A 25,890-nucleotide genomic window follows, 5' to 3' on the forward strand; every position below is an offset into this window, starting at 1 on the left:
GAAGACGATGAAACAAATTTTAGTAGTAGATGATGATCGGAATATTCGCCAATTGGTGGGGCTTTGCTTACGCGCGGAAGGGTTCCACGTATTGGAGGCGGGGGACGGTTCGGAAGCGGCGACGATGGTCGAAAAGCAGCAAGTCCATCTGGCGGTAATCGATATTATGATGCCCAACATGGACGGTTTCGATCTGTGCCAAAAACTGCATACGAATTATCCAGATATCCCTGTCATCATGCTGACCGCCAAAGACGCGCTCGCCGATAAAGCACGCGGATTTGAGGTCGGGACCGATGATTATATCACGAAACCATTCGAACCCCAAGAACTCGTTTTTCGGATTCGCGCTTTGTTACGGCGTTCCAACCAATCAAGCGAAGTGAAAATTAAGATTGGCAACATTTCTATCGACCAAAAAAGCTACGGCATCACGATTGGCAATCGCGAAAGAATGATTCCGGTCAAAGAGTTCGAGCTACTTTACCAACTTGCGAGCTATCCAGGGCGTATTTTCACGCGGGAAGAACTGCTAGAACGGATTTGGCAACGAGATTACGATGGCAGTGACCGCACGATAGATGTGCACATTAAGCGGTTACGAGACCATTTTGACGAAGAAAAAGACGGCATTCGAATCACAACGGTGCGCGGTGTCGGCTACAAATTGGAGGAGATAACATGAAGTCGCTATACACGCGAATCGTCATCACGATGCTTGTCGTCATTCTTTCCAGCAGCTTACTGGGCTTCTTTTTCGCGAATATTTACTATCAAGTGAAGCTAAAACCGTTCAACGACGAGAAAATAACGGAGATGGCAAAAGCGGTGCAAAAGTTCTATCAAACGAATGAGTCGGTGCCCCTAGACAGCTACCTTGAGAACGTTGGCACGCTTGGCTACGAGTTATATCTCACAGATGGTGACGGGAACTCTCGTTATTTTGGCGGGGAATTCCGCGAAACGTATTTGCCGGAGAAAACGGTGCAACAGGTGCTGGCCGGTGAAACATATCACGGCATCGATACATTTCAGACAGGCCTTTTTATCACGGGATTTTTCGATAATGATGTTCGAAATACGATTGGTGTACCGGTCGAATCAGATGGGAAAACGATGGCGCTGTTTTTACGGCAAGACCCAGAACGGCAATTTGGCGAGTTGCGAATCTTTTTTGCGATGATTCTAACGTTTACATCGATTATCAGCATTTTGCTCGTGCTTATTAGCGGGCGGTACATCGTGAACCCGATTGTGAAACTGACGAACGCGACGAAGCAGATTCGTAAGGGGAACTATGATGTGGGCTTACAAGTGCGGCGTAAAGACGAGATTGGCCAGCTCGCCGATTCCTTTGCAAAAATGGCTGGGGAACTGGAAAAATCGGAGGCTGCGCGCCAAGAGTTCGTGGCCAATGTCTCGCATGAACTGCAATCACCACTTACATCGATGCAAGGCTTCGCGACATTGCTAGGCTCAGAAACGCTGACTGCCACAGAACGAGCCGAATATTTAGCCGTTTTATCAGAGGAAACGAAGCGCTTATCATCCTTGACGAAGCAACTGCTAACCCTCGCGTCACTAGATCAAGAAGCCGAATTGCGCAAAAAAGACGTGTTCCAATTGGAAACGCAGTGGCGACAACTATTGCAAATGACGGAATGGAGCTGGCGTGCCAAGGAGTTGACGATGGACATGGAGCTAGCAGAGGTAACCTACACCGGCGACGCGGAATTGCTATATCAAGTTTGGTCGAATCTGCTGACGAACGCGATCAAGTTTACACCAAAAGGAGGCACCATCCGGATTCGACTGCATGAAACAGCCAGCGAGGTACGTGTGGAAGTCGAGGATAGCGGCATCGGAATAAGCGACGCAGAAATCCCGAACATTTTCCGTCGATTTTATAAAGCCAATCAAAGTCGGTCGCGCGAAGAAGGATCTAGCGGTCTCGGCCTATCCATTAGCAAAAAAATTATCGACCTGCACCACGGCACCATTTTTGTCGAAAGCAAACTAGGAAAAGGCACAACATTCACCGTGACGCTTCCGAAAACTAAATTTGTAAAATCCGATTCACATTCCGTTTACAAAACTCCTCTAAACTAAGTGTAAGATCTTATAGAGGAGTTGGACGGAATGTTTTTGGCATTAAGAGAATTGAAACACGCAAAACTACGCTATTTTTTAATAGGACTCATCATGGTGTTGATCGCTTGGCTTGTTTTGTTTGTCACGGGTTTAGCAAATGGGCTCGCAAACGATAACGGAGCCGCGATTTCATCGAACCAAGCAACTTATTATGTATTGCAAAAAGACTCGGATAACCGCTTAACGAGGTCGAATTTGACCGCGACAGAGACGGAAGGAATCGCGAAACAAGTCGGGAAATCGGCTAGTACGAATCTCGGCGTACAAATGGGGACGGTCACGCCACCCGCAAAAGACAAGAAAACAGACATTACTTATTTTGGCATCGATAAGAATAGCTTCATGAAACCAGAAATCACAGAAGGAACAGCGCCTCAGAGCAAAAATGAGGTGATAGCGGATATTTCATTGAAAGAATCCGGTTACAAGCTGAAAAGTGAGATTAAAGACAGCGCAACAGGAAACATATTCACCATCACGGCGTTTACGAAAAACAATACATTCAGCCATTCACCGGTTATTTTCGTCGATTGGGACGCTTGGAAACTGATTCACCAAACAAATCAAGCGGCGCAAGGCGAATATACAGCAGTCGCGCTCAACGTTTCAGAAAGTAAAGCCGAGAGTTTATCGCTCGGAAAACTAGAACTTGCATCGAGCAAAGAGGTACTTCAAGGCATTCCAGGATATTCCGAAGAGCAAGGCTCGCTACTCATGATGATCGCGTTTTTATTCGTCATCGCCGCCTTTGTTCTAGCCGCCTTTTTCTACGTCATCACGATTCAAAAAATCAACCAATTTGGCGTTTTAAAAGCTGTCGGAGCGAGAACCGCCTATCTTGGACGCAGCATCGTGAGCCAAGTCATTTTTCTATCGGTTGTAAGCTTGCTCATTGGTAACGCCCTAACATTTGGGCTCGCAGCGATTTTACCAGCCAGCATGCCGTTCACACTCAGCCCACTACTCGCCATCGGTTGCTCGGTCCTATTCCTTGTCGTAGCCGTAGCTGGATCGATGTTATCACTCTACCGCGTGGCTAAAGTAGACGCACTAGAAGCAATTGGGAGGGCAATCTAATGACATTAACGATGAAAAATATTTCAAAAAGTTATCAAGACGGAGATCAGATTGTAGAAGTTTTGAAAAATGTATCTCTGGAAGTCGCACAAGGAGAATTCGTCGCGATTGTCGGTCCATCGGGTGCTGGGAAAAGTACGTTTCTATCCATTGCCGGCGCGCTATTATCACCGACAGCAGGAGAAATCACGATTGGTGGCGTAGAACTAAGCGATCTTTCCAACAAAGCGCTGACAGAAATTCGGCTTGAAAAAGTCGGTTTTATCTTCCAAGGCGCGAACTTGATTCCTTATTTAAACGTCCGCGACCAACTCTTACTCATTGCCGAGTTAGCGGGTCATCGAGGTAGCGAGGCGAAGCAGAAAGCCGACACATTGCTCCGCGATTTAGGACTAACGGCTCGCCAACATAATTACCCGGAAAGCTTATCGGGTGGTGAAAAACAGCGTGTCGCAATTGCCAGATCGCTAATGAATAATCCGGATGTAATTTTGGCCGACGAACCGACAGCCAGTCTAGATGCGAATCGAGGACACAAAGTGGTACAAATGATCGCCGAAGAAGTGAAGCGCAACAACAAAGCAGCCATTATGGTAACGCATGACGAACGCGTACTGGACTTAGTTGACCGCGTAGTAAGAATAGAAGACGGCCATCTAAAAGGCTAGATAAATAAAAAATACAAGCTATCCTGTTCCGCATTGGAATAAGAGGGCTTGTATTTTTTCTGATTCAATTTCTCCTGCTTGGTTTTTGTTCGTTTCGTGCGTAAATCCAATGTCGCAAAAGAACTTCTATGAACCGCTGGATCGAGTTTTCCTTCTCTAACACGCTTCATTCGCGCTTTCTTGGCCTGTGAAATTGCCATGTTCATCACTCCTTCGTATTTTCTAATTGTAACAAAATTTCCTGAAATAGTCTCTTTTGGCGTATAATATTCGGTTTTAAACCGTTTACAGGACTTAGAAATAAAAAATAATTCGTAAATAAGAGATATTTTTTGAAAAAGGGGTATTTTTGTCAGCCGTTTTGTGTTAAAGTGAACCTATAGAGAAAATACAAACGGGATAATTTGTAAAAAGCGATTGGAGTGATACCATTTGCAAGAAAATAAAGATGTATTGAATAAGGTAATCCAACAATTAGAGAAGAAAGGTATTTTTGTAGAGAAGACCAAATCCAGAAACGACATTTGGCACAACCTACAAAAAAACAATTTGAACATTGTAAAGCTAGGCATACGATAAATTACATAGACACTTTTTGGCGCTGGTATCTGAGGATGCTGGCGTTTTTATATGAAAAGCTGAAACGGCCCGTTAGACCCGAAAAAATTTGTTAGGGGGCGCAGTGAAAGTCCTCTTTTGACTTTTACGGAGGCCACGAAAATTTCGAGGGTCTGGCCGTTGAAGCTGGATCTGGAAATGATGATACGTCAAAAATCGGCGCGTTCCCGCAGACGTGATTGCTAAGATAGGAATAATTACCGAATTAATATTAGTCTGGCTCTTGGAGCTAAATACAGATGTGCAAGTCATGGCAGGGTATAAGGAACGAATGCTCACTTTGCTCACACTCATATTGAGGCTCTAAATCAGCAAGGGATGCTTCATAAGAACCACAACAAAGCTAGATCTGGAAACGACGATACGTCAAAAATCGGCGCGTTCCCGTAGACGTGATTGCTATATTAGGAATAACTACTGAATTATTATTAGTCTGGCTCTTGAAACTAAATCAGATGAAAAGCTGAAACGGCTCGTTCAGCTCCGAAAAAAACTGGATCAGAAGCGTGAAACATGACGTTACGCATGATTGGATGCTTTAAAACATGGCGTTTCAATATTTAAGTCGTGATGATTCAGAGCTTGGCGTAAAAGAGCCGCTGGTGGATTACATGCTCACTGCGTTCGCATGCATATTGAGGCTCTAAATCAGCAAGGGATGCTTCATAAGAGCCACAACAATAAGTCCCACAACATTGTCATCAATTAGTAACTAATATTTGAATCAATTGACACATACATTTTGGCATAAGTGTTGTATGATAGACATAAGGTGTGCAAAAGTGGACAGAAATATGAGAAATTGGGTGAGTGAGGCAATGAAAAAAGAAATATTGAAGCAACAAACGATTTATGTACATATGGATAATGTGATAAATAATGTTGTGACGAGTGGTATTACATTTTGCGATTTTATGAACGGTGTGATGTCTCCACCTCAAAATGTTTTGTTGTTAAAGCATCAATTTCCAGAAGCATCTTTCAATGCGCACACGTCTTTCCACTATAGCGAAGTGAGTGATTTATCGGAATTGAAGAAGGCTCCGGTTTCGCAGTACGCTGATTTTTGCTGGGTGGATTTTGAAGATATCGATTTGGTCAATCAGCTAACGGCGCAGGAAGTGGCGGAGTTGCTCTATTTGGCGCATACTGGTAGACATTTACGCTCCCCGTTTTACTATAAACTACAAAATAATTTCGTCTACTTAACGAAGGAAGATGGGCGCTACAATAAGGTTTATTATCGCAATTTGGACCAGTTTTATCATGTGCTTGGTTATGCGATTTGGAAAAATATGATGCAGATGACGACGGAGAAAATCGTGCTTCCTTTTGTAAAACGGAAAAAAATTGCGGATATTCCAGTGGACTTGCTGAAGAAGTTCGCGGAATATTTCCGAGAAGGCGCGTGTATTTCGTTTGATGATGCGGTGAAGTCGCGGAATCAGATTGAGGTGCCGATTGGTTTGAATTTGAAAGATGATATGCAGGAGTTGCTGCGCTCGAGTGATTTAATCGAATATGAGCACGTGGTCGCGCATTTAATCTACGATATGAAGCAAAATGAATGGTCTGTTATTGACGGCTAATATGATTTTTTGAATAATTATGAAACAGTTTACGTAAAACTAGGTTCTCTAGGTTTACGTGAGCTATTTTTTTTGCTATAATAAAACTAATGAATGTTAGTTAGGAGGTTTCTTATGTCAAGTCAGCGTTTGAAAGAGGCGGCATTACCACTTTTTGCGGAGCAGGGCTATGAAGGTACGGCGTTGTCGGAGATTGCGAAGGCAGTCGGGATTAAGACACCATCCATTTATGCACATTTTGCCTCGAAGGAAGCGTTGTTTTTGGAGATTTATCGCGATGTGATGCGACATGAATTGGTGATGTTGGAGGAAGTTGCGAAGGAAAAGCATGGCACGATGGAGGCGGAATTGCGCGCTTTCTTCTATAGAGTAACTGATTTCGGTGTGGATCCTGATGTGAAACGATTTTTCCAGCGGGCGATTTTCTTTCCGCCACAGTCACTGGCAAAGCAGATGCGTGAAGAAATGACGACGTATGAAGCGATGACGTCTGAATCTATTGGTGAGATTTTAGGCCAAAAGCTAGACGCGGCGCAGAAGGAGAAGTGGATTTATGTGTTCTATTGTTTGCTCGATGGTTTGAGCTTGGAGCATGAAATCTATGATACCGAGGATTTTGCGAAACGGCGCGACGCAGCATGGGAAGCACTGGCAGCATTGTTGTAAGAACGAGAGAGGATGACCTTTTGGATACGTGATAGCTCGTATTTTTAACAAATTTGGGACAGCCCAGTATCTAGGAGGAAATAGTGATGGCATGGATTTATTTAATGCTCGCTGGATTGTCTGAAATCGTTTGGGCGTTCGGTTTGAAGGAAGCGCACGGCTTCAGTAGGTTAGGATGGAGTCTGTTAACGATTGCATTTTTGATTGTCAGTTTTTATTTATTCGCGCGGGCGATGCGCAAGATTCCGATTGGGACGGCGTATGCTGTTTTTACGGGGATTGGTGCGGCTGGAACGGCGATTATTGGCATGTTATTTTTGGATGAATCGGCAAACCTTTGGAAAATTATCTCGCTGATTGTTCTGATTTCAGGGATTATCGGTCTGAAATTGGTAGATGGCGGCGCGAAGTCGGATGAAAAGGCTGGTGACGCATGATGGCATGGATTTTTCTATTGATTGCTGGACTTTGCGAAATGGCTTTTGTCGTGATGATGAAGCTTTCGGAAGGGTTTAAAAAGCTGAATTATTCTATTTATACGATCGTGTTTATGATTGCGAGTTTCTTCTTGCTCTCGCTTGCTTTAAAGACGATTCCGATTGGGACGGGTTACGCGATTTGGACCGGGATTGGTGCAGTCGGCTCTGTTGTGATGGGGATGGTGCTTTTTAAGGAGAAGAAGAGTGTGTTGAAATTATTCTTTATTGCGCTGATTGTGGCTGGGGTTATTGGCCTAAAACTCACCAGTGGTCTCTAAACGTGGCGACAAACGCTCATCTTCGTCGTTAAAGCCTGTGCTTCGGTGCTCATGTACTTTAGTACATTCTGCTCCGATGCTCGGCTTTGCCTAGAATCTAAGCATTTGTCGCCACGTTTAGGACTCGGCGGGCCATCGAGGGTTTAGGGATTAGACCTAAAACCTAAAACCTAAAACCTAAAACCTAAAACCTAAAACCTAAAACCTAAAACCTAAAACCTAAAACCTAAAACCTAAAACCTATATATAAAAGATTTGGGCATTGAGAAATTTTTCAGTGCTTTTTCTGTTATTCCTGCAAAAACGTGTTAAAATAGATTGTATTGATTTAGGTAGTAAACGGAGGGGTATCATGAAAACAAAATTAGTGCTGTTATATGGTGGGAAATCGGCGGAACACGAGATTTCTTTGCAGACTGCTTTTTCGGTGATTAATGCGCTGGAATTTGATAAATTTGAAGTAAAACCCATTTACATAACGAACGAGGGTGACTGGGTGCAAGGCCCGGATTTGACTGGAAAATTGGATTTTGTGGAGCAGTTGCGTTTTGAACAGAAGGATGTTTTGCGGATCACGGAAACGAAGGAATCGGCGTCCTATGGCTTGGCGGTTAGTCCGGCTTCTTTACGTGAAGAGGGCGATATGGATCAGATGGTTGTTTTCCCATTATTGCATGGACCAAACGGCGAAGATGGCACAGTGCAGGGCTTGCTAGAGGTTCTGAACTTGCCTTACGTTGGCGCGGGAGTCTTGGCTTCGGCAGCGGCAATGGATAAAATTGTGATGAAAATGGTGTTCGCTGATGCGGGCATTCCGCAGGTTCCAGCTGTGCCAGTTCGCGCGATTGAGTGGCAAGAAACGCAAGACGAGGTTGTTGCAAAAATTGAGACGGCGCTTGTGTATCCGGTTTTTGTTAAGCCTGCGAATCTTGGTTCGAGTGTGGGAATCAGTAAGGCAACGGATCGTGTGACGCTTGTTGCGGCGATGGTGGAGGCGCTTCGTTATGACCGCCGAATCGTTGTAGAACAGGGCGTTGTAGCTCGTGAGGTGGAGATTGCGGTTCTTGGAAATGACACGCCGGCTTGTTCTGTTGCGGGTGAGATTATTCCAAAAGGTGCGGAGGCGGTTTTTTATGATTACAGGGCGAAGTACCAAGATAATGACACGGTGATGGCGATTCCAGCGGAGCTTGATCCCGCTGTGTACGAGCAATTGGTAGACTACTCGAAACGGGCTTTCCTGGGGCTTTCCGGTAGCGGTCTCGTGCGTGCAGACTTTTTTGTGACGGGGGATAACCAGATTTTCTTAAATGAGGTCAACACGATGCCAGGATTTACACCATACAGCATGTACCCGCTACTTTGGCAAGAAAGTGGTTTGCCATATTCCGAGTTGATTGTGAAATTGGTAGATCTTGCAAAAGAACGCCATGAAGCGAAGAATAGCTTAAAATATACATTAGAAGACTAGGACTAAGCGAGTTAGGAAAGCAGTGCCAAATGCGGGCTGCTTTTTTCTCGGGATTTTTAGGAGGAGCAAGATTTGAAAAAGACAGTAGCAGAAATGGCAGAAATGATTTCGGTTTTTAATGATGTGGAGGCTTGGCGGGACGTTGTGCTGACTGGTGTTTGCTTCGATACGCGCCAAATCCAAGCGGGAGATTTGTTCGTTCCTTTTGTCGGCGAATCGCGTGATGGCCATGCGTTTGTCAAGGATGCGTACGATGCTGGTGCCAGTGCGGCGCTGTGGCAAAAAGATGTGCCAAATCCTCCTGCGGGCGTGCCAGTTTTGATGGTGGAAGATACGTTGACTGCGCTGCAGGACTTGGCGAAGGCGTATTTAAAAGAGGTGCATCCAAAAACAATCGCGATTACCGGAAGCAACGGGAAAACGACGACGAAGGATATCATGGCCGCGATCGTGGCGTCGAAATATCGCGTGCACAAAACCGGTGGGAATTTTAACAATCATATCGGTTTGCCGTATACGATTCTCAGCATGCCCGCGGATACAGAGGTTGCGGTGCTTGAGATGGGGATGAATCATCGTCGCGAGATCGAGGTGCTGACGAAGATTGTGATGCCAGATATCGCGCTAATTACGAACATCGGCGAGGCGCATTTGGAGCATTTAGGTTCCAGAGAAGAGATCGCCAAGGCAAAAATGGAAATCGCGATGGGGCTTGATGCGTCGAGTCTGCTCATTTATCCGAGTGAGGAAGAACTTCTAAAACCGCTCGTAACGGACAACTATCGCGTAGCTACTTTTGGGGAAAATGGCGATTTGCGTCCTGAAATGATGCGAACCGAGATGGAAGGTACGTCCTTCACGACGAATGCCGCGCCAGATGTGGAAATTTTCGTGCCGATTGTCGGGGAACATAACGTGTTTAATACGATGGCCGCAATGTTAGCCGCACAAGAACTCGGCATTTCGGCGAGCGATGTAAAAGAAGCTTTGGCGAATATGGAACGCTCGAATAGCCGTCTCGAATGGCTTGTCGGCGCGAAAGGTAGCGATATTTTAAATGACGCCTACAATTCGAGCCCAACCGCCTTGATGGCCGTTCTAAAAACATTCATGCACCTAGAAGCACCGAGCAAAAAGAAATTCGTCGTCGTAGCAGATATGTTAGAACTTGGAGCAGACGCAGACACTTTCCACTATAACGCTGGAAAATCCATCGGAAAAGGTAGCATTGATAAAGTTTTTGCATATGGAAATCATATCGAAGCCTTCACAAAAGCTGCCGCAGAACAAATTGGCGAAGAGAACGTATTCTATTTTGAAACAAAAGCCGCGCTCGAAGCAGAACTACTAGCTCAAGTTACCGGCGAAGAATACATCATGGTCAAAGGCTCTTATGGCATGGGATTAAAGGATATTGTAGAGGCGTTGATGAGCGAAACTATATGAAAAAAAACATGTGGATACTATTCATTTCTCTTTTTGTCGTGTTTAGCTTTGTAGATATAATGCTACTCATGGATACTAACGTTTCAGATATACTGGGAGCTCTGTTCTTAGGCGCCATCCAGTCACTGATTGTTTTTACAGGAGTACTAATCATCATACTTCTAGTCAAAATGATAAAAAAATATACGACAAACTAATCAGATCGTAGCTTTCAACCATTTCGGATGTTGGAGGCTACTTTTTTTTCTGGGCAACTTTGTGTAGCTACTTCATATGTATGCGCATACTTGAAAATAAAAAGCAAATATCACGCTTAAATCGAGTATAATCATTGAAAACACAAGGAATTCATGTTATGATGGTTTGTGGAAGTTAATTAGGTTTTTACGATAAGCCTACATTATTATTAGAGGGCTTTTTTATTTTTTGCGTAAGAGACTGTGGACTGAATCGATCGCTTGTCGGCGTTGATGTTTGCTCCCAGCCTCCATTATGTCGTGAATCATATGCTTGGTTTATCCAAGCTTTTCTATTGCAGAAAAATGAAATATGCGGGCGTTAGTTTCGAAGTATAACAACTTGCTTGCATTAACCAGATGAATTAAAACGATGAGTAAAGATGATGAAGATGAGAAAGTGCTCTCCCAAAAAAACTTATTTTTAAAGGAGAAATGACATTGACAAAGTTTTCGGAGTTCGGTTTAGATCCGCTAATTGTTAAATCAGTAAACAGAATGGGATTTGAGGAAGCGACCCCAATCCAAGAAAAAACAATTCCACTAGGTCTTTTAGGTAAAGACATTATTGGACAAGCACAAACAGGTACAGGTAAAACGGCAGCATTCGGTTTGCCACTTATCAACAAAATTGACACTAAAAAAACAGGGGTACAATCGCTAATTATCGCGCCAACACGTGAGCTTGCGATTCAAGTTTCAGAAGAGCTATATCGCTTAGCATCTGACAAACGCCTTCACGTTTTAGCAGTATATGGCGGTTCTGACATCAGTCGCCAAATCCGTTCATTAAAGAAAAATCCACAAATCGTTGTTGGTACGCCAGGACGTATTTTAGACCATATCAACCGTAAAACGTTGCGTCTAGAAAACGTGGAAACATTAGTATTGGATGAAGCAGATGAAATGCTAAACATGGGATTCATCGATGATATCGAGTCGATCCTAAAAACAGTTCCAGACGAGCGTCAAACGTTGCTATTCTCAGCAACAATGCCAAAACCAATCCAACGCATCGCAGAACGTTTCATGAAAAATCCGGAATTGGTACAAGTAAAAGCAAAAGAAATGACAGCTCTATTAATCGAGCAATTCTTCGTAAAAGTGAACGAAAGAGAGAAATTCGACGTTCTTTCAAGACTTTTAGACGTACAAGCACCAGAACTTGCGATCGTATTTGGTCGTACAAAACGCCGTGTTGACGAAGTATCTCGCGCGCTTGACATGCGTGGCTATGTTGCAGAAGGTATTCATGGTGATTTGACCCAAGCGAAACGTATGAGCGTATTGCGTAAGTTTAAAGAAGGAAAAATCGACATCCTTGTTGCGACAGATGTAGCAGCACGTGGTTTAGATATTTCTGGCGTAACACACGTTTATAACTTCGATATCCCGCAAGATCCAGAGTCATATGTCCATCGTGTTGGACGTACTGGTCGTGCCGGCAAAGAAGGTATGGCAGTAACATTCGTATCACCACGTGAAATGGGTTACCTAAAAATCGTGGAAGATACTACGAAAAAACGCATGACACCACTTCAACCACCAACATGGGACGAAGCATTCGAAGGTCAATTGCGTGTAGCTACTGAAAAAATTAGCGATATCGTTCGCGAAGACAGCCTAGCTGACTATAAAGTAGTAGCAACGAAATTACTAGAAGAATACGATCCAACAGATATCGCAGCAGCAATGTTGAAACTGTTATCAAAAGAACCAGACCAAACACCAGTCCACATTTCCGAAGAACGTCCATTACCTCATCGCGGAGGAAAAGGCGGAGGCGGTAAAGGCAAAGGTGGCGGTGGCTATCGCGGTAAAGGTGGCTATCGTGGCGGCTCTGGCGGTGGAGATCGCAAAGGCGGAGGCGGCGGTTATCGCGGCAAAGGCGGTTCAGGCGCTGGAAATGGCGGCGGACGTCGTTACAGCAACGATCGCAAAGCTGGCTCTGGCGGCGGAAACAAAGGCGGCAACGCTAAATAATAAAACCAAACTCCGAATTAGTTGTTATCAGCTGATTCGGAGTTTTTTTTGTATGTTTTTCGTTAGAGAAATACCTTCTTAGAAATATGTTTGTAACAAAACTATATGGATTATGAATGTTTTATGGCTCTTTGTCAATTGTTGAGGTAAAATATCGAGGCCAAGCTAGGGAAACAATAGCCTGTGCCTCTTTTTAGCCTACAGAAATGTCAAAATTTTTGATAAAGTGCTGGGCAAGTATCTTGGCGCGGAATCGTGAAAAGTCACGGTAGCCATAAGAAGTACGTTTGATAACCTTGGTTCGGTTGTTGATGCCTTCTACGAAGCCATTGGATAAGTGTGGGTAAGGCATTGATAATTTCTGTTTCCCAGCGTTGAAAAGTGCCGATAGCTTGGATGAATTCTGGAAGTTGCTTGTCTTGTACGAGTTGATAGAAATATAGAGAAGTAGTGAGTAACAAACGTGATTTCATATGTGTATGGTAAAGTAGTCATACCTGTTGCTCATAAATAAACAAAAAACAGAGTAAGATTATAATAAGTAATGAGATATCGTACTAAAATTTAATACTTGTAGTTACAAAAATTTTAATATTGGCTTAAGGACCAGTTAATATTTTCTAGGTATACTAAGATGTATTAAGAAGAAAGGTGGTAAATTAGATGACAAAAATATTTAAATCTTTACTAGTAATTTTAATGTTTTCTGGATCCTTGTTTTCAAGCACACTTTCAGTAAAGGCAGAAACAAACTCAGCAGGTGACAAGTTGACAATTGATCCACTTGTTTCAGGAATTCATTATATTTCTGGTAATCAACAACCTGGAGCAGCATCCTATGCTATTTATGTAAATGGAAGGTATATTCAGCAAGTTCCAGCTCCATTATCAGGCCGCTACACAACAAAAACATTGTATACCAATCCCTTATCATTAAATGCTGGCGATGTTGTGGAAGTGATAGCTCGTACAGAAGGGGACGGAGTATATGTTCCTTTTAAAGAAATTGGTTCTGCTAAAACGACCGTAACACAGGGTGTAGTAGCTCCATTGCCAGAGCCCGGAACCGATTTTTCAATCGATCCATTAATTTCAGGAATTCATTATATTTCTGGTAATCAACTACCTGGAGCAGCATCCTATGCTATTTATGTAAACGGAAGGTATATTCAGCAAGTTCCAGCTCCATTATCAGACCGCTATACAACAAAAACATTGTATACCAAGCCTTTATCATTAAATGCTGGCGATGTTGTAAAAGTTGTCGCTAGAACAGAGGGTGATGGTGTTTATGTACCGTTTAAGGAGATTGCATCTGTAGAAAGAATGGTCCAGTAATAAATACTTTGTATGTAAAAGTACAAGTACGCGGGTAGAGTACCTTAAACTTGAAATGGGATATATTTTTACTACCTAAAAAAATTTCCTCCCAAACTTGATGTGCACCCCAAAAGTTAGACCAAAAATCTAAATTTAGGGGTGTTTTATTATGGTGAAATATATCATAGAAGAAACTCGATTTACAAAAGATTCTAATTATTATAGTCAGAATATTACGTAATGTCCGATTTACTCGGAGATGCTGGTTCTACCCCTATTCGGAATCTGGGATAGTGTTGCTTGAAACTGGGAATGAATATTTACTTTTTTTACAAGATTATGAGGGCTCACCTTCTAGTATTGTCAACCCTACACAAGGAATGTATGTGGAAGAGAATGGGGCATACGTAGCGCCAGAGCAGGCTGAAACTAGTATTGAAATAAGCGAATCAAAATTAGAAGAACTTGAGAACTAAAAATAAAGCTTAGTACCACGGTGAGGTTTTGCCTCAATCATGTGATACTAAGCTTTTCTTTGTTAAACGCCCATTTTCCGGCTCGCCATCCAGCGAATCATTTCTGGATCGGCGTGCGAGAAGAACTGGCTTTCTCCTTCATTTAGCGTCGCGATTTCCTGTTTATCCGCATCTGTCAACGCAAAATCAAAGACATCGAGGTTTTCCTGCATTCGTTCAGGTTTCACGGATTTCGCTAAGACGATGATGTCCTGTTCCACCAGCCAGCGAGTAATCACTTGCGCGACGGATTTGCCGTATTTTTCACCGATTTTCACGAGAATTGGGTTGTGGAAAATATCGTTTTTACCTTCCGCGAACGGTGCCCAGGCTTCTGGCATGATGCCTTCTGCTTTTAGCGCCGCGATATTTTGCGTTTGTTGTTGGAATGGATTGATTTCGATTTGGTTGACTTGTGGCGTAACTTTGTTGAATTCAGCTAAGTCCACAGCCCGATCCACTGCAAAATTGGAAATTCCGATGGCGCGAATTTTTCCTTGTTCTTGTAATTCTTCCATGGCTCGCCAAGCACCGTAAACGTCGCTGTACGGTTGGTGAATCAGCAGTAAATCAATGTAGTCCAAGCCAAGGCGTTGCAACGAGCGATCAAATGAGGAAAGAACACCGTCGTAGCTAGCGTTTTCGACCCAAATTTTTGTTGTGATAAACAGCTCTTCGCGTGCGACGCCGGATTTAGCGATGCCACGACCAACCGTCTCTTCGTTCATGTAACTTTGCGCGGTGTCGATGTGACGATAACCGGCTTGGATCGCTTCCTGCACAGCCGTTTCTGCTTGCTCAGGGTCCGTAATTTGAAACGTTCCAAATCCTAAAATCGGTATTTCCACACCATTGTTCAATGTAACAGTTTTCATGCATAACTCCTCCTAGATTTTAGTGATAGCTCTCATGCTAACTATAAACCCTGAAGTGCACTCCATAGCAAATATTTTAGTCCTGTTTTCGTTCCCAGAGTTTTTCGATGTTCTCCGCGTTCAGTTCACCTGTTTTAAATTTCGCGATATGTTCGTCGTACGTTTCGATTTTATAGACGAGCAAATCGCGCACTTGGTTCATTTCGGCTAGTTTGTCGTCCAGTTCTTTCAACTGATCTCGCAAAACTTGTTTTTGAGCCTCTTCGACATTTTGCGTTTCACGTAATTGGGCGAGCGTAGCAAATTCGATGAGGGATTCCACGGAAAGACCGGCTCTGCGCAAATTTTTCGCGAGGTAAATCCAGTTCAAATCGCTCGTCGCATAATCCCGATAGCCACTCGCATTGCGATGAACTGGGGGAATAACGCCAACTCGTTCGTAATAACGCAGCGTATCGACGGTTAACTCAAACATATCCGCCGCTTGCTTAATATTCATCTTTGTTCACCTCCGAATGATACTTTCATTATAAACCTTGGAGTTAGGACAAAGGCAAGGAAGAACCTCCGATACGCAAAAAATACCGCAAAACCTGGCATGTTAAAAGAGCCGGATTTTCGCGGTATTTTGGGTTATACTGTTTGTTCTTGTAATGTTGTCACTGGGAAGCGTTTGTTTTTTCTGATCGTTAGTGTCAGGATGAGTAGGGCGTTGAATAGGACAATCAAGCCGACTAATACCCACGCGCTGACGACGAAAAGATGATTTCCTAGTCCTGATGAGATCGCTTGACGGAAGCCGTAAACGGAATGTGTCATCGGTAGGAATGGGTTAAGCGCGTTGAAGAATCCGTCTGTGAGTGGCATTGGGAATGTTCCACCACTTGCGCCGAGTTGTAGCACGAGGATGACCATCGCAATGAAGCGACCTGGGTTTCCGAATGCTGTTGCGAGTAGCATAACAAGGAACATGAAAGTGAGCGACGTCAAAATCGAGATTAGGAAGAAGTCTCCTAAATGTGCCACTTCAAGGCCGAGCGCTAACATCACGAAATCAAGAATCAATGCTTGTAAAATCGCGGCAACAAAGCCAATCGAGAATTTACTTAACCACCATGATACGCCAGATGATGGTGTCATCGATGGGCGACGAATTGGGAAGATAAAGTTAAATACCAATGCGCCGACATATAGGCCAAGTGATAGGACGTAAGGAGCTAAACCGTGTCCGTAGTTTGGTACGTTGCTTAGTTTTTTCTCGGTGAGGTCGGTTGGTTGTGCGATCATGTCATACGTTTTCGATGAAGGATCGATTTTGCCGACTTCCGCTGCGCCGTCTTTTAGTTTGGTTGCTAGTTCGCTTGTGCCGTCGTTTAGTTTCACGAGATTAGAGGCGATGGTTGCTGATCCGGTTGCGAGTTTGCCTGAGCCGTCGCTTACTTGTGTCGCGCCACTTGCAAGGGCATTGGTTCCGTTGATGAGTTCTGGTAAACCGCCTGCTAGTGTGTTTGTTCCGTTTGCGAGAGCGGATGAACCTGCGAGTAAGGCTGGGTTGTTCTCGGCTAATTGGGTTGCGCCGCTGCTCGCTTGGTTGATGCCGTCATGCACGGTGCCAACGCCGTTCGTGTAGGTTTGCAAACCGCTGTTTAATGTGTCAGAACCTGCTGCGAGTTGCGATACGCCACCGACTAGGGCGGGAACGCTATTGTTCAACGTGGCTGTTCCGGATGCGAGTTGGTTGCTTCCTGATACGGCTGAATCAAGACCTGCTTTTAAGGCTGCTGATCCGTCTAAAATGCTATTGTTAGCAACGAACGCGCTGCGGATGGTGTCGTAGCCTTGGATTGCTTGGACTGCGACAGGGATGCCGACCGATGCTTTGCTATCTAGTTCCGCAACGCCAGCTTTTAATGTACCTAAGCTTCCTGCCACGGGTTGTAATTTATTTTGTAAAATGTCTGCGGTACTGGATAAATTAGCGCCGAGTTTTTGTGCAATAGCTACTTGTTGTCCAGCTTGTTTCGTTAATTCTGTGCCGAGCGCGTCTGTGATTTCTTTTTGTTGTGCTGGTGTTAGGCTTTGGAACGCGCTCGTACTAGCAACGGCGGTCGTTGTGTTTTTGCCGTTATTTTGGATGGAAGTGCCTAGATCGGTGATGGCTGTTTCCATTGTTTTTAAATTGGTTTGTAATGTTTTCATCGAAGCACTTAGGTCGCCGCCTGCTTGTAGGGACGAGTTAATCGTGTTGATGCCGGCTTTCATCGCGTTTAATCCGGATGTTAGTTCTTTAACGTTGTCCGCGGTTGGAAGTCCGTTCGCCAATTTGTTAAGACCAGCGTCTAACTTGGTGCTTCCGGCTTGTAATTTTTGCAAACCGTTGTTTAGGGATTGTTGGCCGTTGTTTAGTTCGGGAACTTTGGCGGCAAGTGTTTCTGTGCTTGCGTTTAGCGTGCCGAGTCCTTCTGCTAATTTACCGCTTCCGGCAAGTAGGGCAGGGGAGTTCGCGTTTAGTTGCGCCGTTCCATCTTGCAATTTTCCCAGACCTGATTGGACTTGTGACACGCCAGCCGTATATTGGCCGAGTGAGCTGTTTAGTTTGCCAGCGCCGGCGTTTAATTTGTCCACGCCATCTGCTACCGTTGTGCCGAGCGCTACGTTGATTTTATTCGCGCCATCTGCCAGTTTCGGCGTACTTGCTGCGAGTTCGTTTAGTTTTGCAGTCAGTGTTTTACTGCCGTCTTTCAACTGAATCGTGCCGTCGTCGATTTTTTTAGAACCGTCCGCGGCTGTTTCGAAGCCATCGCCAACTTTTGCTATCTGTGAAAAAATGGCTTTGGCATAGCTTTCCGTTACTTTTTTCGAAATTTTGGCGTTGACGGCTGATGCGCCTTGGCCAGTGACGACTTCCCCGATATAGTTCTGCGCGGGGTTGATTTCATAAGAAAGATTCATTTTTTTAGGTGTCGCATCAAGAACGGTAGAGGCATTTTTGGAAAAGTCTTTCGGAATCGTGATGACCATGTAATACTTGCCGTCTTTTAAACCTTTATTGGCGGTTTTCGCATCAAGAAAATTCCAGTCTAAATCGTTATTTTTCTTCAGTTCTTTGACGAGTTCATTCCCGACATCGAGCTCTTGGCCTTCGTAATTCGCCGCTTGGTCTTCATTGACGACCGCAACAGGAAGCTCACTTGTTTTGCCGTACGGGTCCCAAACAGATTTCAGGAAAACGCCGCCGTATAAAATCGGGATAAACATAATAACGATCGTCGAAACGAGCAGGATTTTGTTGTTTAAAAGTCGTTTCCATTCTTGCTTTAACATATTCATAAAACTCACTCTTTCTCCTTTTGATTGCTTAGATTCATTGTGTTCCAGTTAAGTACTGGTATTTCGGATTGTTCCATCGTGCGTTTCAGTAAGTCTGCGGCTGTTTGTTTAGATAAGTAGTCGCGAATCAGGTCGTTGGCGCCGTTAAAAACATCATGTAACACCGCTTCCCCTTTAGAAGTGTGCTCGCCATCGCGGAAAACTTTGTTGATTAGGCCTGTATCTGGATAAATCGAAATTGGGCCTTCCATCGATTCCACGACTTCCAGCAACGTGATTTGCTCCGGGCTTTTCGCTAGTGAAAAACCGCCGTTATTGCCTGGCACGGAGCGGATAATATTCTGGACAACGAGTTTGCGCATAATCTTCTTTAAATAGGAAGGAGATACTTGCAAATGCTCACTAATCGCGTCGGATGCTAGCGGATTGTGGTTATCCTGGGTTGACAGCAGAACGATAATACAAATCGCTTGCTCTACGCCTTTCGTTAATTGCATACTCGAGTTCACCTCTCTTTCATTGTGGATATAATTTGTCGCTATTGAAAATAAATTCATCGTGGACAATTAAAGTCTATAATTGAATTTACACCCATTTACGAAAAAAAGCAAGTACTTTATCATAAGATACCGCTTACTTGCGAAAAAAGTTGAAATGACCTTGATATAGCGGGGTTTTTAAGGTAACATAGATGAGAAAACGTAGTTCGAAACCATCCTACGTAAAAAAACTAAGGGGAGCTCATATAAAATGAAAATAAAAACGTTGACGGTAAATGCGATCGTTGCGGCGCTTTATGTTGTCGTGACTTTGGTTGTGGCGCCTTTCGGGTTTACGAATATTCAATTTCGTTTGTCGGAGATGTTCAATCATTTAATCGTGTTTGATAAGAAATACTTTTTTGGAATTGTAGTTGGGGTATTGATTGCGAATTTCTTCTCGCCACTCGGTTGGTATGACTGGGTATTTGGTGTCGGGCAGTCCGCGATTTCGCTAGCCATCGTGATTTTGCTAAGCCGCTATGTGGCAAATGTGAAGGTACGAATGGTCCTGACGACGCTTGTTTTCTCTGTGACGATGTTTATCATTGCTTGGGAACTGGCCGTAGTATTGGGATGGCCGTTTTTGTACACATGGTTAACACTGGCTATCAGCGAATTCGTTGTTTTAGCTATTGGTGCACCGATTATGTATTACATCAACAAACGCATCAACTTCAAGAAAATTATCAATTAGAACGTCAAAAGCATGATGACAAGTCGTTAAATCGCGACTGTTATCATGCTTTTTTTATGATCCGCTTAATTTCTTAATAAACCAATCTTTCTGTTCTTCTACGAGCTCTGAGAACGGATCGCTTACATTTTCGACGGTAGTTGCTTCTATATAGTCCGTTTTTAATTTGCTGGCCGTGTCTTTTACATCAGGTCGTGTGAGTAAGATACTGACACCTAACGCGATCAGGAAACATAAGGCACCAAATCCGATTTTCTTTTTCAAGGCTGTCCATCCCTCCAGTAGTGGTTAAGTCCATACTACAGGATAAAGGTGAGATGAAAATGAAAATCGTGGGAGAGTTTTCTAAGAATGCGTTCTTCTTGAGGAGGAAAGTGATGTTTCGGTGATTCTTGGCACGACTTTATGCTTGGGTTCCGGTGTTGTTTTGATCGTTATTGGATAGGAAGTACTGACGCCTGCTTTTGTTGTAACGGTTAAAATGAGCTGGTTTGTCTCTTGTAATTGATTGATAGATAGTTCTTGGTCGCGCGTATAGTCTGTTGTTTTTACATAGATAGAACCGCTGCGAATGCTCACTTTGGCGTCTTCATCCGTGGTGAACATGATAGTAGCCGTATTTCCACTCACTAAAATATATGGGTTTGCCGCTGTATATGTGTCAATTTCGAACATTTCCATGAAGTCATTGGCGCTGTCATCGGAAGTAGTAGGACTTGTTGTGGCCGCGTTTACTGGCATATGTATGCTCGTTGAAAAGAATAAAATAAATAATAGGAATCCATAAAATCGTTTTTTCATGCTTACTACCACCTTTCTATCTCTCATTATAAAACGGATAAATGAACAAACTGTGAACGAAAAACGACTAGTTTAAGAAGTTTTGATTGGAAACTAAGTATACACAAAATCGAGAAATAAGGGGATAAATATGCTTGGTTCCTATGCAAAATAGCAGGGGATAAAGCTTTATTTTTCAACGGGTTTCAGGTATTATTAAAAGAAAAGGGAGGGCGTTTTATGGAACTTGAGAATTTAGCGCAGAAATTACCAGAGAAGATTAAAACAGTGTGGCGTCAAGGGTATGCGATTGCCATTTTGATATTTTTAGCGATATCGATTGGAGCGGCGATTTTATTTTATGCCATTGATGTGTCACTTTGGTGGAGCGCGATTGGCTTTGCGTTTACGATTTTATATTTTGTGTTGACATTTTTCTTGATTGTACCTTTTCGTTGGGCAAGGTGGAGTTATCAAATTCGACACGACGAGATTGAGATTCAACATGGGATTATTTTTAGAAGTCGGGTGTTGATTCCGATGATTCGGGTGCAGCATGTGGAGACGGATCAGGGACCATTGCTACGGAAGCAGAAGTTAGTTAGTGTGTCCATTTCCACTGCGGCGACGGTACATACGATTGAGGCTGTCCAAGCGGAGGAATCGGATGCGCTCAGACACCATATTTTAGAGCTTGTAAAGGTGGCGAAGGAAGATGTATGAAGATAGACGTCTGCATCCGATTGCGCTTATTAAGGAATTAATTGTTAGTGTGAGACAGAGCATTATCCCGATTGCTGTTGTTATTTTTGCGGTGTTTCGAAATTTGAATGACACGGGGATACTATCGTGGTGGATGTATCCGCTACTCGTGATTGCTTTGATTATTTTGTTATTAGCACCTGCCTTGATCAAGTATTTTACATACCGTTATCGCATGGATGATAAGGGGATTCGCGTGAAGTACGGCCTGTTTTTTAAGAAAAATATTTTTATCCCATACGAGCGAATTCAGACGGTTCAGCAGAAGCAATGGTTTTTCTATATGCCGTTTCATGTCGTTCAAATTCTAATTGAAACAGCTGGTGGTGGGAAAGCCGAGGCAGATTTGAGCGCAGTTCCGGCAAGCGTGGCACAGGAATTGAAGGATTTACGCGCTGGAAAAGTCGCGGAATTGGCGGAAGAGGAGAGCGTAGAAACGGCAGAAATTCCTGTTGTCGAGGAAAAGAATGCGAAACCACTGCTTACATTTCAGTTAGAGGTCAAGGAGTTATTGCTTATGGCGGTAACATCGGGTGGCGTCTTTGGGATTTTCTTCATCATCTTGGCATTCGGTCAGCAATTCCGTGACCTTATTCCAGCCGATTTTGTGGAAGAGCAGTTCGATACGATACTTCGTTATGGCGTGTTAATCCTTGTTATCATTGGATTTGTCGTGTTACTTATTCTTTGGGGAGTCGCGATTGTCGCTACGCTATTCAAGTATTTCCAGTTCAAGCTCATGAAGTTCGACGACCATATCGTCATTGAAAAAGGACTACTGCAACGGGAGCATACGTCGATTGCATTTGAGCGGATTCAATCTGTTAAATTAATCGAGTCGCCGCTTCGTCAAATGCTCAAGTTGGCATCGGTGCGTGTTGTGACAGCAGGAAGTTCGGGAGATGATGAGCATTCTGGTGACATTCTGATTTTGCCGATTGTGAAAAAAGCGAAGGCACTTGAGATATTACCGCAGTTTCTGGAGGATTATCAATTCCCAATAGAAAAGCTAGAGCGAGCGCCAAAAACGAGCTTGAGACGGTTTTTCTTTATTAATCTGATCTGGACGATTCCTGTCATTTTACTCGTCAGCATTTTACTGTTCCCATGGGGATTATTCAGCTTGTTATTGGTGCCATTGTTTACTTGGAAAGCGTACGCGGCGTATCGTGCCACAGGCTTTTACACGACGGAGACCGAGCTTGTGATGCAAGGGCGTGCTTTCATTTCTAGACAGACGAATTTCATGCTAAAGCGTCGCGTTCAATCGGTGGACTACGCGCAAAGTATTTGGATGAAAAAAGGGAATGTTGTTCACTTTACAGTACTTTTGAAGTCGGGGCAAACGCATTTGAATGCAGGCGTGCACTACATTGCTCAGCAAGATGCGAACCGACTGTATCATTGGTATCAGCCATCAAAATAAGAAAGCTTTATTTAGAAAGAAGGAACCTATTATGAAAAAAGTCATCATTATCGGCGGCGGTCTCACTGGATTATCCGCAGCGCATTATATCAATAAGCAGGCAAGTCAGGAAGCGGTGGACTGGCAGTTATTCGAGTCAGATGACCATTTTGGCGGGAAATTCCATACGGTGCATCGCGACGGTTTTATCATTGAAAAAGGTCCGGATTCTTTTTTAGCACGTAAGCCTGCGGGACTGGCGCTTGTTGAGGAATTGGGATTGACGGATCAATTGATTACGAATGCGACGGGAAAATCGTATATTTATCATGACGCGGCGTTACACCCGATTCCAGAAGGTTCTGTGATGGGGATTCCGACAGATATTCGGGCGCTTTTAGAGAGTGATTTATTAACGCAAGACGGCAAAATCAGAGCGTTAGAGGAATTGATGCTGGATTCGAACGTGACAGATGAGGACCAGTCGATTGGTGACTTTTTTGAGCAACGTTTTGGTAAAGAGATGGTTGTTCGCTTAATTGAGCCGCTACTTGCTGGCATTTATGCGGGAAACATTTATGAGATGAGTCTGCGCGCTACGTTTCCGCAGTTTGAGCAGGTGGCGAAGGAACATCGGAGTTTGATGTATGGGTTGAAGAGTCATCGACCGGAGACGGTGAATACGACTGGAACGGCTAAAACAATAGGGGCTTTTCGGACGCTTTCTGGTGGTTTATCGACGCTAACGGACGCTTTGGTGGATTCTCTTCCAGCGGAGCGATTGCATGCGAGTACGAAAGTGAAGGCGATTGAGAATACGACGGTTGTTTTGGAGAGTGGCGAGCGGATTGTTGCAGATGCGATTATTATTGCTGCGACGCATGATGTGGTGCTTTCTTTGCTTGATACGCCGGCTGTTAAACCACTAGCGGAGCAACCGATGACAAGTTTGGCGACGATTTCGCTGGCTTTTGATAAGGCCGCAGTTCCGGAGATTCCAGAGGGCACGGGCTTTTTGGTAGCAAGAACGGGGGATTATAATATTACGGCTTGCACATGGGTACATGAAAAATGGCCGCATATGGTGCCAAAAGGGAAAATTTTGCTTCGCGGGTTTCTGGGAAAAGCAGGACAAGTTGGGTTATTAGACCAAACAGATGAGGAAATGGCAAATAAAGTGCAGGCGGACCTGAGAGAAATGATTGGGCTCACAGGGGAACCACTATTTTATGAAGTAAGCCGAATGAAGGAAGCAATGCCGCAATATACGGTGGGACATCAAGAGCGACTCGCGTTTGTGGAGAAAGAGTTGAAGCATAGCCATCCGACTGTGTTCTTAGCGGGGATGTCGTATCGTGGCGTAGGAATTCCAGACTGTATTCAGGCTGGGAAAGCAGCGGCAGATGAGGCGTGTCAACTTTTGGAGCAGGTGATGCCATGATAAAGGGTGTCGGGTTAGATATGATTGATTTAGATCGTGTGGAGAAGGTTTTGGAGCACAATCCGCGGTTTGTGGAACGCATTCTGACGGATGAGGAGCAGAAGTTGCTCGCTAAGTATAGTGGTTCGCGCAAGGTGGAGTTTTTGGCGGGACGTTTTTCTGCGAAGGAAGCCTATGCAAAGGCGAACGGGACGGGATTTGGGAAGGATCTCAGTTTTACGGATGTGGAAATTTTGACATTGCCGAATGGGCGGCCGATTTTAACGAAGCCAAAGCGTTTGGATGAGCAGGTTTTTGTCAGCATTACGCATACGGGGAGAAGTGCTGCAGCGCAAGTCATCATTGAAGAAATAGATCGGGGGCGGAAAGAATGGCAGTAACAGGATGGCATCGCCCGACTTGGGCGGAAGTGGATCGTGCGGCGATCAGGGCTAATATTCAGAATGAGCGGACGCATTTACCAGAGAATGTAGCTTTGTTCGCTGTTGTTAAAGCGGATGCGTACGGGCACGGGATGGTGGAAGTCGCAAAAACAGCGAAGGAAGCTGGTGCCAAAGGTTTTTGTGTTGCGATTTTGGATGAGGCTTTGGCGTTGCGAGAAGCGGGATTTGATGATTTTATTTTGGTGATGGGGGCAGTTCCGCAGGCGTTTGCAGGAGTTGCCGCGCAAAAACGGATTGCCGTTACAGTTTTTGACATCGAATGGTTAACCGGATTAGCGCCGTTACCAACGAATCTGGATGTTCATTTGAAAGTGGATACGGGCATGGGACGGTTAGGATTGCGTTCTATGGAAGCAGTGCGTGAGATAGAGGCGGAGATCGCTAAACGAGAGGACATCACGATAGAAGGTATTTTTACACATTTCGCGACGGCGGATCAATTGGAAACATCCTATTTCGAGAAGCAACTGGCTTGTTTTCGGGAGGTTGTAGGTTCGATGGAGGTACGCCCGACTTTAGTACATTGTGCGAATAGCGCTACGGCTTTATTGCATGAGCAGGCGGATTTTGATGCGGTGCGTTTCGGGATTTCGATGTATGGATTAACGCCGTCACCGGAAATTGTTCCTGCTTTACCGTTTGAGCTACGCCCAGCTTTATCGCTATACACGGAAATGGTGCAGGTGAAGGAATTGATGCCTGGAGATCATGTGAGCTACGGCGCCACGTATGAAGCGGAAGAACGTGAATGGGTTGCGACATTGCCTGTTGGTTACGCGGACGGTTTTATACGTGCGTATTCAGGATTTCAGGTGTCGGTGGATGGTGTTTTGATGCCGGTTATTGGTCGGGTTTGTATGGATCAGTGTATCATTAAATTACCGCGCGAATATCCAGTTGGGACAAAAGTGACGCTCATTGGTGGGCCAAACTCGGCAGACGTTGCGGCAAGCCACTTGAACACGATTAATTATGAAATTACATGCCTTATTTCGGAACGAGTACCAAAAAAATACATCAATTGAGGGTTTTTTACGTGCATAGTTTTTGATTAGGAATTATAATGAGAAAGTACACACCATATTTCCTAACTCTTAGGTATTCAGTCTAGCCTAAAAGAT

Annotated in this window: 27 protein-coding genes and 1 riboswitch; of the genes, 19 read left to right on the forward strand and 8 right to left on the reverse strand. The window is 44.2% G+C overall.

Going from position 1 to position 25,890, the window contains the following annotated elements:
* Window positions 1–7 precede the first annotated feature (7 nt).
* The 4 genes from EP58_RS05990 to EP58_RS06005 are packed head-to-tail and all read left to right on the forward strand — an operon-like array spanning window position 8 to window position 3,896.
* Entirely contained in the window at window positions 8–685 is a 678-nt protein-coding gene (locus tag EP58_RS05990; RefSeq protein WP_036091243.1) for a response regulator transcription factor, read from the forward strand.
* The gene (locus EP58_RS05995) at window positions 682–2,109 is read left to right on the forward strand and encodes a sensor histidine kinase (protein ID WP_052171362.1); all 1,428 of its coding nucleotides are present in this window, start codon (window positions 682–684) and stop codon (window positions 2,107–2,109) included. The genes EP58_RS05990 and EP58_RS05995 overlap by 4 nt, the downstream gene beginning before the upstream one ends.
* Before the next feature lie 30 nt (window positions 2,110–2,139).
* On the forward strand, window positions 2,140–3,228 hold the full coding sequence (locus EP58_RS06000; RefSeq protein WP_036091245.1) for an ABC transporter permease: 1,089 nt from the start codon (window positions 2,140–2,142) through the stop codon (window positions 3,226–3,228).
* Window positions 3,228–3,896 (forward strand): ABC transporter ATP-binding protein, encoded by a 669-nt coding sequence (locus EP58_RS06005; RefSeq protein WP_036091247.1) that lies wholly within the window; start codon window positions 3,228–3,230, stop codon window positions 3,894–3,896. The genes EP58_RS06000 and EP58_RS06005 overlap by 1 nt, the downstream gene beginning before the upstream one ends.
* Here EP58_RS06005 and EP58_RS06010 read toward each other — a convergent pair.
* The gene (locus tag EP58_RS06010) at window positions 3,893–4,096 is read right to left on the reverse strand and encodes a hypothetical protein (protein ID WP_036091249.1); all 204 of its coding nucleotides are present in this window, start codon (window positions 4,094–4,096) and stop codon (window positions 3,893–3,895) included. The genes EP58_RS06005 and EP58_RS06010 overlap by 4 nt on opposite strands.
* 253 nt (window positions 4,097–4,349) lie before the next feature.
* Here EP58_RS06010 and EP58_RS17785 point away from each other — a divergent pair, with 253 nt between their 5' ends.
* From EP58_RS17785 to cshA, 8 genes are all read left to right on the forward strand, one after another.
* Entirely contained in the window at window positions 4,350–4,475 is a 126-nt protein-coding gene (locus tag EP58_RS17785; RefSeq protein ID WP_252371094.1) for an Lmo0850 family protein, read from the forward strand.
* 857 nt (window positions 4,476–5,332) lie between these two features.
* The gene (locus tag EP58_RS06015) at window positions 5,333–6,103 is read left to right on the forward strand and encodes a hypothetical protein (protein WP_036091700.1); all 771 of its coding nucleotides are present in this window, start codon (window positions 5,333–5,335) and stop codon (window positions 6,101–6,103) included.
* Window positions 6,104–6,217: 114 nt separating this feature from the next.
* Window positions 6,218–6,769: a TetR/AcrR family transcriptional regulator gene (locus tag EP58_RS06020; protein WP_036091251.1), complete on the forward strand. Its 552-nt coding sequence runs from the start codon at window positions 6,218–6,220 to the stop codon at window positions 6,767–6,769.
* Between the two features lie 86 nt (window positions 6,770–6,855).
* Window positions 6,856–7,206, forward strand: coding sequence for a DMT family transporter (locus tag EP58_RS06025; RefSeq protein WP_036091253.1), 351 nt, complete (start codon window positions 6,856–6,858; stop codon window positions 7,204–7,206).
* A complete protein-coding gene (locus EP58_RS06030; RefSeq protein WP_036091702.1) occupies window positions 7,206–7,526 on the forward strand; it encodes a DMT family transporter in 321 nt (106 codons plus the stop codon). Before EP58_RS06025 ends, EP58_RS06030 begins: the two co-directional genes overlap by 1 nt.
* A 352-nt stretch (window positions 7,527–7,878) precedes the next feature.
* Window positions 7,879–8,997, forward strand: coding sequence for a D-alanine--D-alanine ligase (locus tag EP58_RS06035; RefSeq protein ID WP_036091256.1), 1,119 nt, complete (start codon window positions 7,879–7,881; stop codon window positions 8,995–8,997).
* A 72-nt stretch (window positions 8,998–9,069) separates the two neighbouring features.
* Window positions 9,070–10,443, forward strand: a complete 1,374-nt coding sequence (locus tag EP58_RS06040) for a UDP-N-acetylmuramoyl-tripeptide--D-alanyl-D-alanine ligase (RefSeq protein ID WP_036091258.1) — start codon at window positions 9,070–9,072, stop codon at window positions 10,441–10,443.
* A gap of 677 nt (window positions 10,444–11,120) precedes the next feature.
* Window positions 11,121–12,662, forward strand: a complete 1,542-nt coding sequence (gene cshA / locus EP58_RS06050; protein WP_036091262.1) for a degradosome RNA helicase CshA — start codon at window positions 11,121–11,123, stop codon at window positions 12,660–12,662.
* Between the two features lie 193 nt (window positions 12,663–12,855).
* Here cshA and EP58_RS17220 read toward each other — a convergent pair whose 3' ends face one another.
* Window positions 12,856–13,101 carry a transposase gene (locus EP58_RS17220; protein ID WP_077917850.1) on the reverse strand — a complete coding sequence of 82 codons (246 nt, stop codon included), beginning with the start codon at window positions 13,099–13,101 and terminating at the stop codon, window positions 12,856–12,858.
* Between the two features lie 224 nt (window positions 13,102–13,325).
* Here EP58_RS17220 and EP58_RS06055 point away from each other — a divergent pair, with 224 nt between their 5' ends.
* Complete coding sequence (locus EP58_RS06055) at window positions 13,326–14,000, forward strand: hypothetical protein (RefSeq protein WP_036091265.1); 675 nt, start codon at window positions 13,326–13,328, stop codon at window positions 13,998–14,000.
* A gap of 520 nt (window positions 14,001–14,520) precedes the next feature.
* On the opposite strand, the gene EP58_RS06065 is transcribed toward EP58_RS06055, so the two are convergent.
* The 4 genes from EP58_RS06065 to EP58_RS06080 all read right to left on the reverse strand — a co-directional run bounded on the left by EP58_RS06065 (window position 14,521) and on the right by EP58_RS06080 (window position 19,199).
* The gene (locus EP58_RS06065; protein ID WP_036091269.1) at window positions 14,521–15,372 is read right to left on the reverse strand and encodes an aldo/keto reductase; all 852 of its coding nucleotides are present in this window, start codon (window positions 15,370–15,372) and stop codon (window positions 14,521–14,523) included.
* Between the two features lie 76 nt (window positions 15,373–15,448).
* Window positions 15,449–15,871 (reverse strand): MerR family transcriptional regulator, encoded by a 423-nt coding sequence (locus tag EP58_RS06070; protein WP_036091271.1) that lies wholly within the window; start codon window positions 15,869–15,871, stop codon window positions 15,449–15,451.
* Window positions 15,872–16,005: 134 nt separating this feature from the next.
* Complete coding sequence (locus EP58_RS06075) at window positions 16,006–18,702, reverse strand: YhgE/Pip domain-containing protein (RefSeq protein WP_036091273.1); 2,697 nt, start codon at window positions 18,700–18,702, stop codon at window positions 16,006–16,008.
* Between the two features lie 5 nt (window positions 18,703–18,707).
* Complete coding sequence (locus EP58_RS06080; protein WP_036091275.1) at window positions 18,708–19,199, reverse strand: RrF2 family transcriptional regulator; 492 nt, start codon at window positions 19,197–19,199, stop codon at window positions 18,708–18,710.
* Window positions 19,200–19,397: 198 nt separating this feature from the next.
* Window positions 19,398–19,442: riboswitch (PreQ1 riboswitch) on the forward strand.
* Window positions 19,443–19,452: 10 nt separating this feature from the next.
* On the opposite strand from EP58_RS06080, the gene EP58_RS06085 reads away from it, so the two are divergent.
* Window positions 19,453–19,938, forward strand: a complete 486-nt coding sequence (locus EP58_RS06085; RefSeq protein WP_036091276.1) for a QueT transporter family protein — start codon at window positions 19,453–19,455, stop codon at window positions 19,936–19,938.
* Window positions 19,939–19,992: 54 nt separating this feature from the next.
* On the opposite strand, the gene EP58_RS06090 is transcribed toward EP58_RS06085, so the two are convergent.
* Together EP58_RS06090 and EP58_RS06095 are read right to left on the reverse strand one after the other, a co-directional pair.
* Complete coding sequence (locus EP58_RS06090) at window positions 19,993–20,202, reverse strand: hypothetical protein (RefSeq protein WP_036091278.1); 210 nt, start codon at window positions 20,200–20,202, stop codon at window positions 19,993–19,995.
* An 81-nt stretch (window positions 20,203–20,283) separates the two neighbouring features.
* Complete coding sequence (locus EP58_RS06095) at window positions 20,284–20,739, reverse strand: hypothetical protein (RefSeq protein WP_036091280.1); 456 nt, start codon at window positions 20,737–20,739, stop codon at window positions 20,284–20,286.
* A gap of 219 nt (window positions 20,740–20,958) precedes the next feature.
* On the opposite strand from EP58_RS06095, the gene EP58_RS06100 reads away from it, so the two are divergent.
* Genes EP58_RS06100 through alr form a run of 5 tightly spaced genes read left to right on the forward strand, consistent with a single transcriptional unit; the run spans window position 20,959 to window position 25,794 of the window.
* A complete protein-coding gene (locus tag EP58_RS06100) occupies window positions 20,959–21,441 on the forward strand; it encodes a PH domain-containing protein (protein WP_036091283.1) in 483 nt (160 codons plus the stop codon).
* Window positions 21,434–22,906, forward strand: a complete 1,473-nt coding sequence (locus tag EP58_RS06105; protein ID WP_036091286.1) for a PH domain-containing protein — start codon at window positions 21,434–21,436, stop codon at window positions 22,904–22,906. Before EP58_RS06100 ends, EP58_RS06105 begins: the two co-directional genes overlap by 8 nt.
* 31 nt (window positions 22,907–22,937) lie before the next feature.
* A complete protein-coding gene (gene hemG / locus EP58_RS06110; protein ID WP_036091288.1) occupies window positions 22,938–24,326 on the forward strand; it encodes a protoporphyrinogen oxidase in 1,389 nt (462 codons plus the stop codon).
* Window positions 24,323–24,706: a holo-ACP synthase gene (gene acpS, locus EP58_RS06115; RefSeq protein WP_036091290.1), complete on the forward strand. Its 384-nt coding sequence runs from the start codon at window positions 24,323–24,325 to the stop codon at window positions 24,704–24,706. Before hemG ends, acpS begins: the two co-directional genes overlap by 4 nt.
* Entirely contained in the window at window positions 24,697–25,794 is a 1,098-nt protein-coding gene (gene alr, locus EP58_RS06120; RefSeq protein WP_036091292.1) for an alanine racemase, read from the forward strand. The genes acpS and alr overlap by 10 nt, the downstream gene beginning before the upstream one ends.
* Window positions 25,795–25,890: the final 96 nt, after the last annotated feature.

It is taken from the genome of Paenilisteria newyorkensis, from assembly GCF_000766145.1.
In the GTDB taxonomy this organism is placed as follows: domain Bacteria; phylum Bacillota; class Bacilli; order Lactobacillales; family Listeriaceae; genus Listeria_A; species Listeria_A newyorkensis.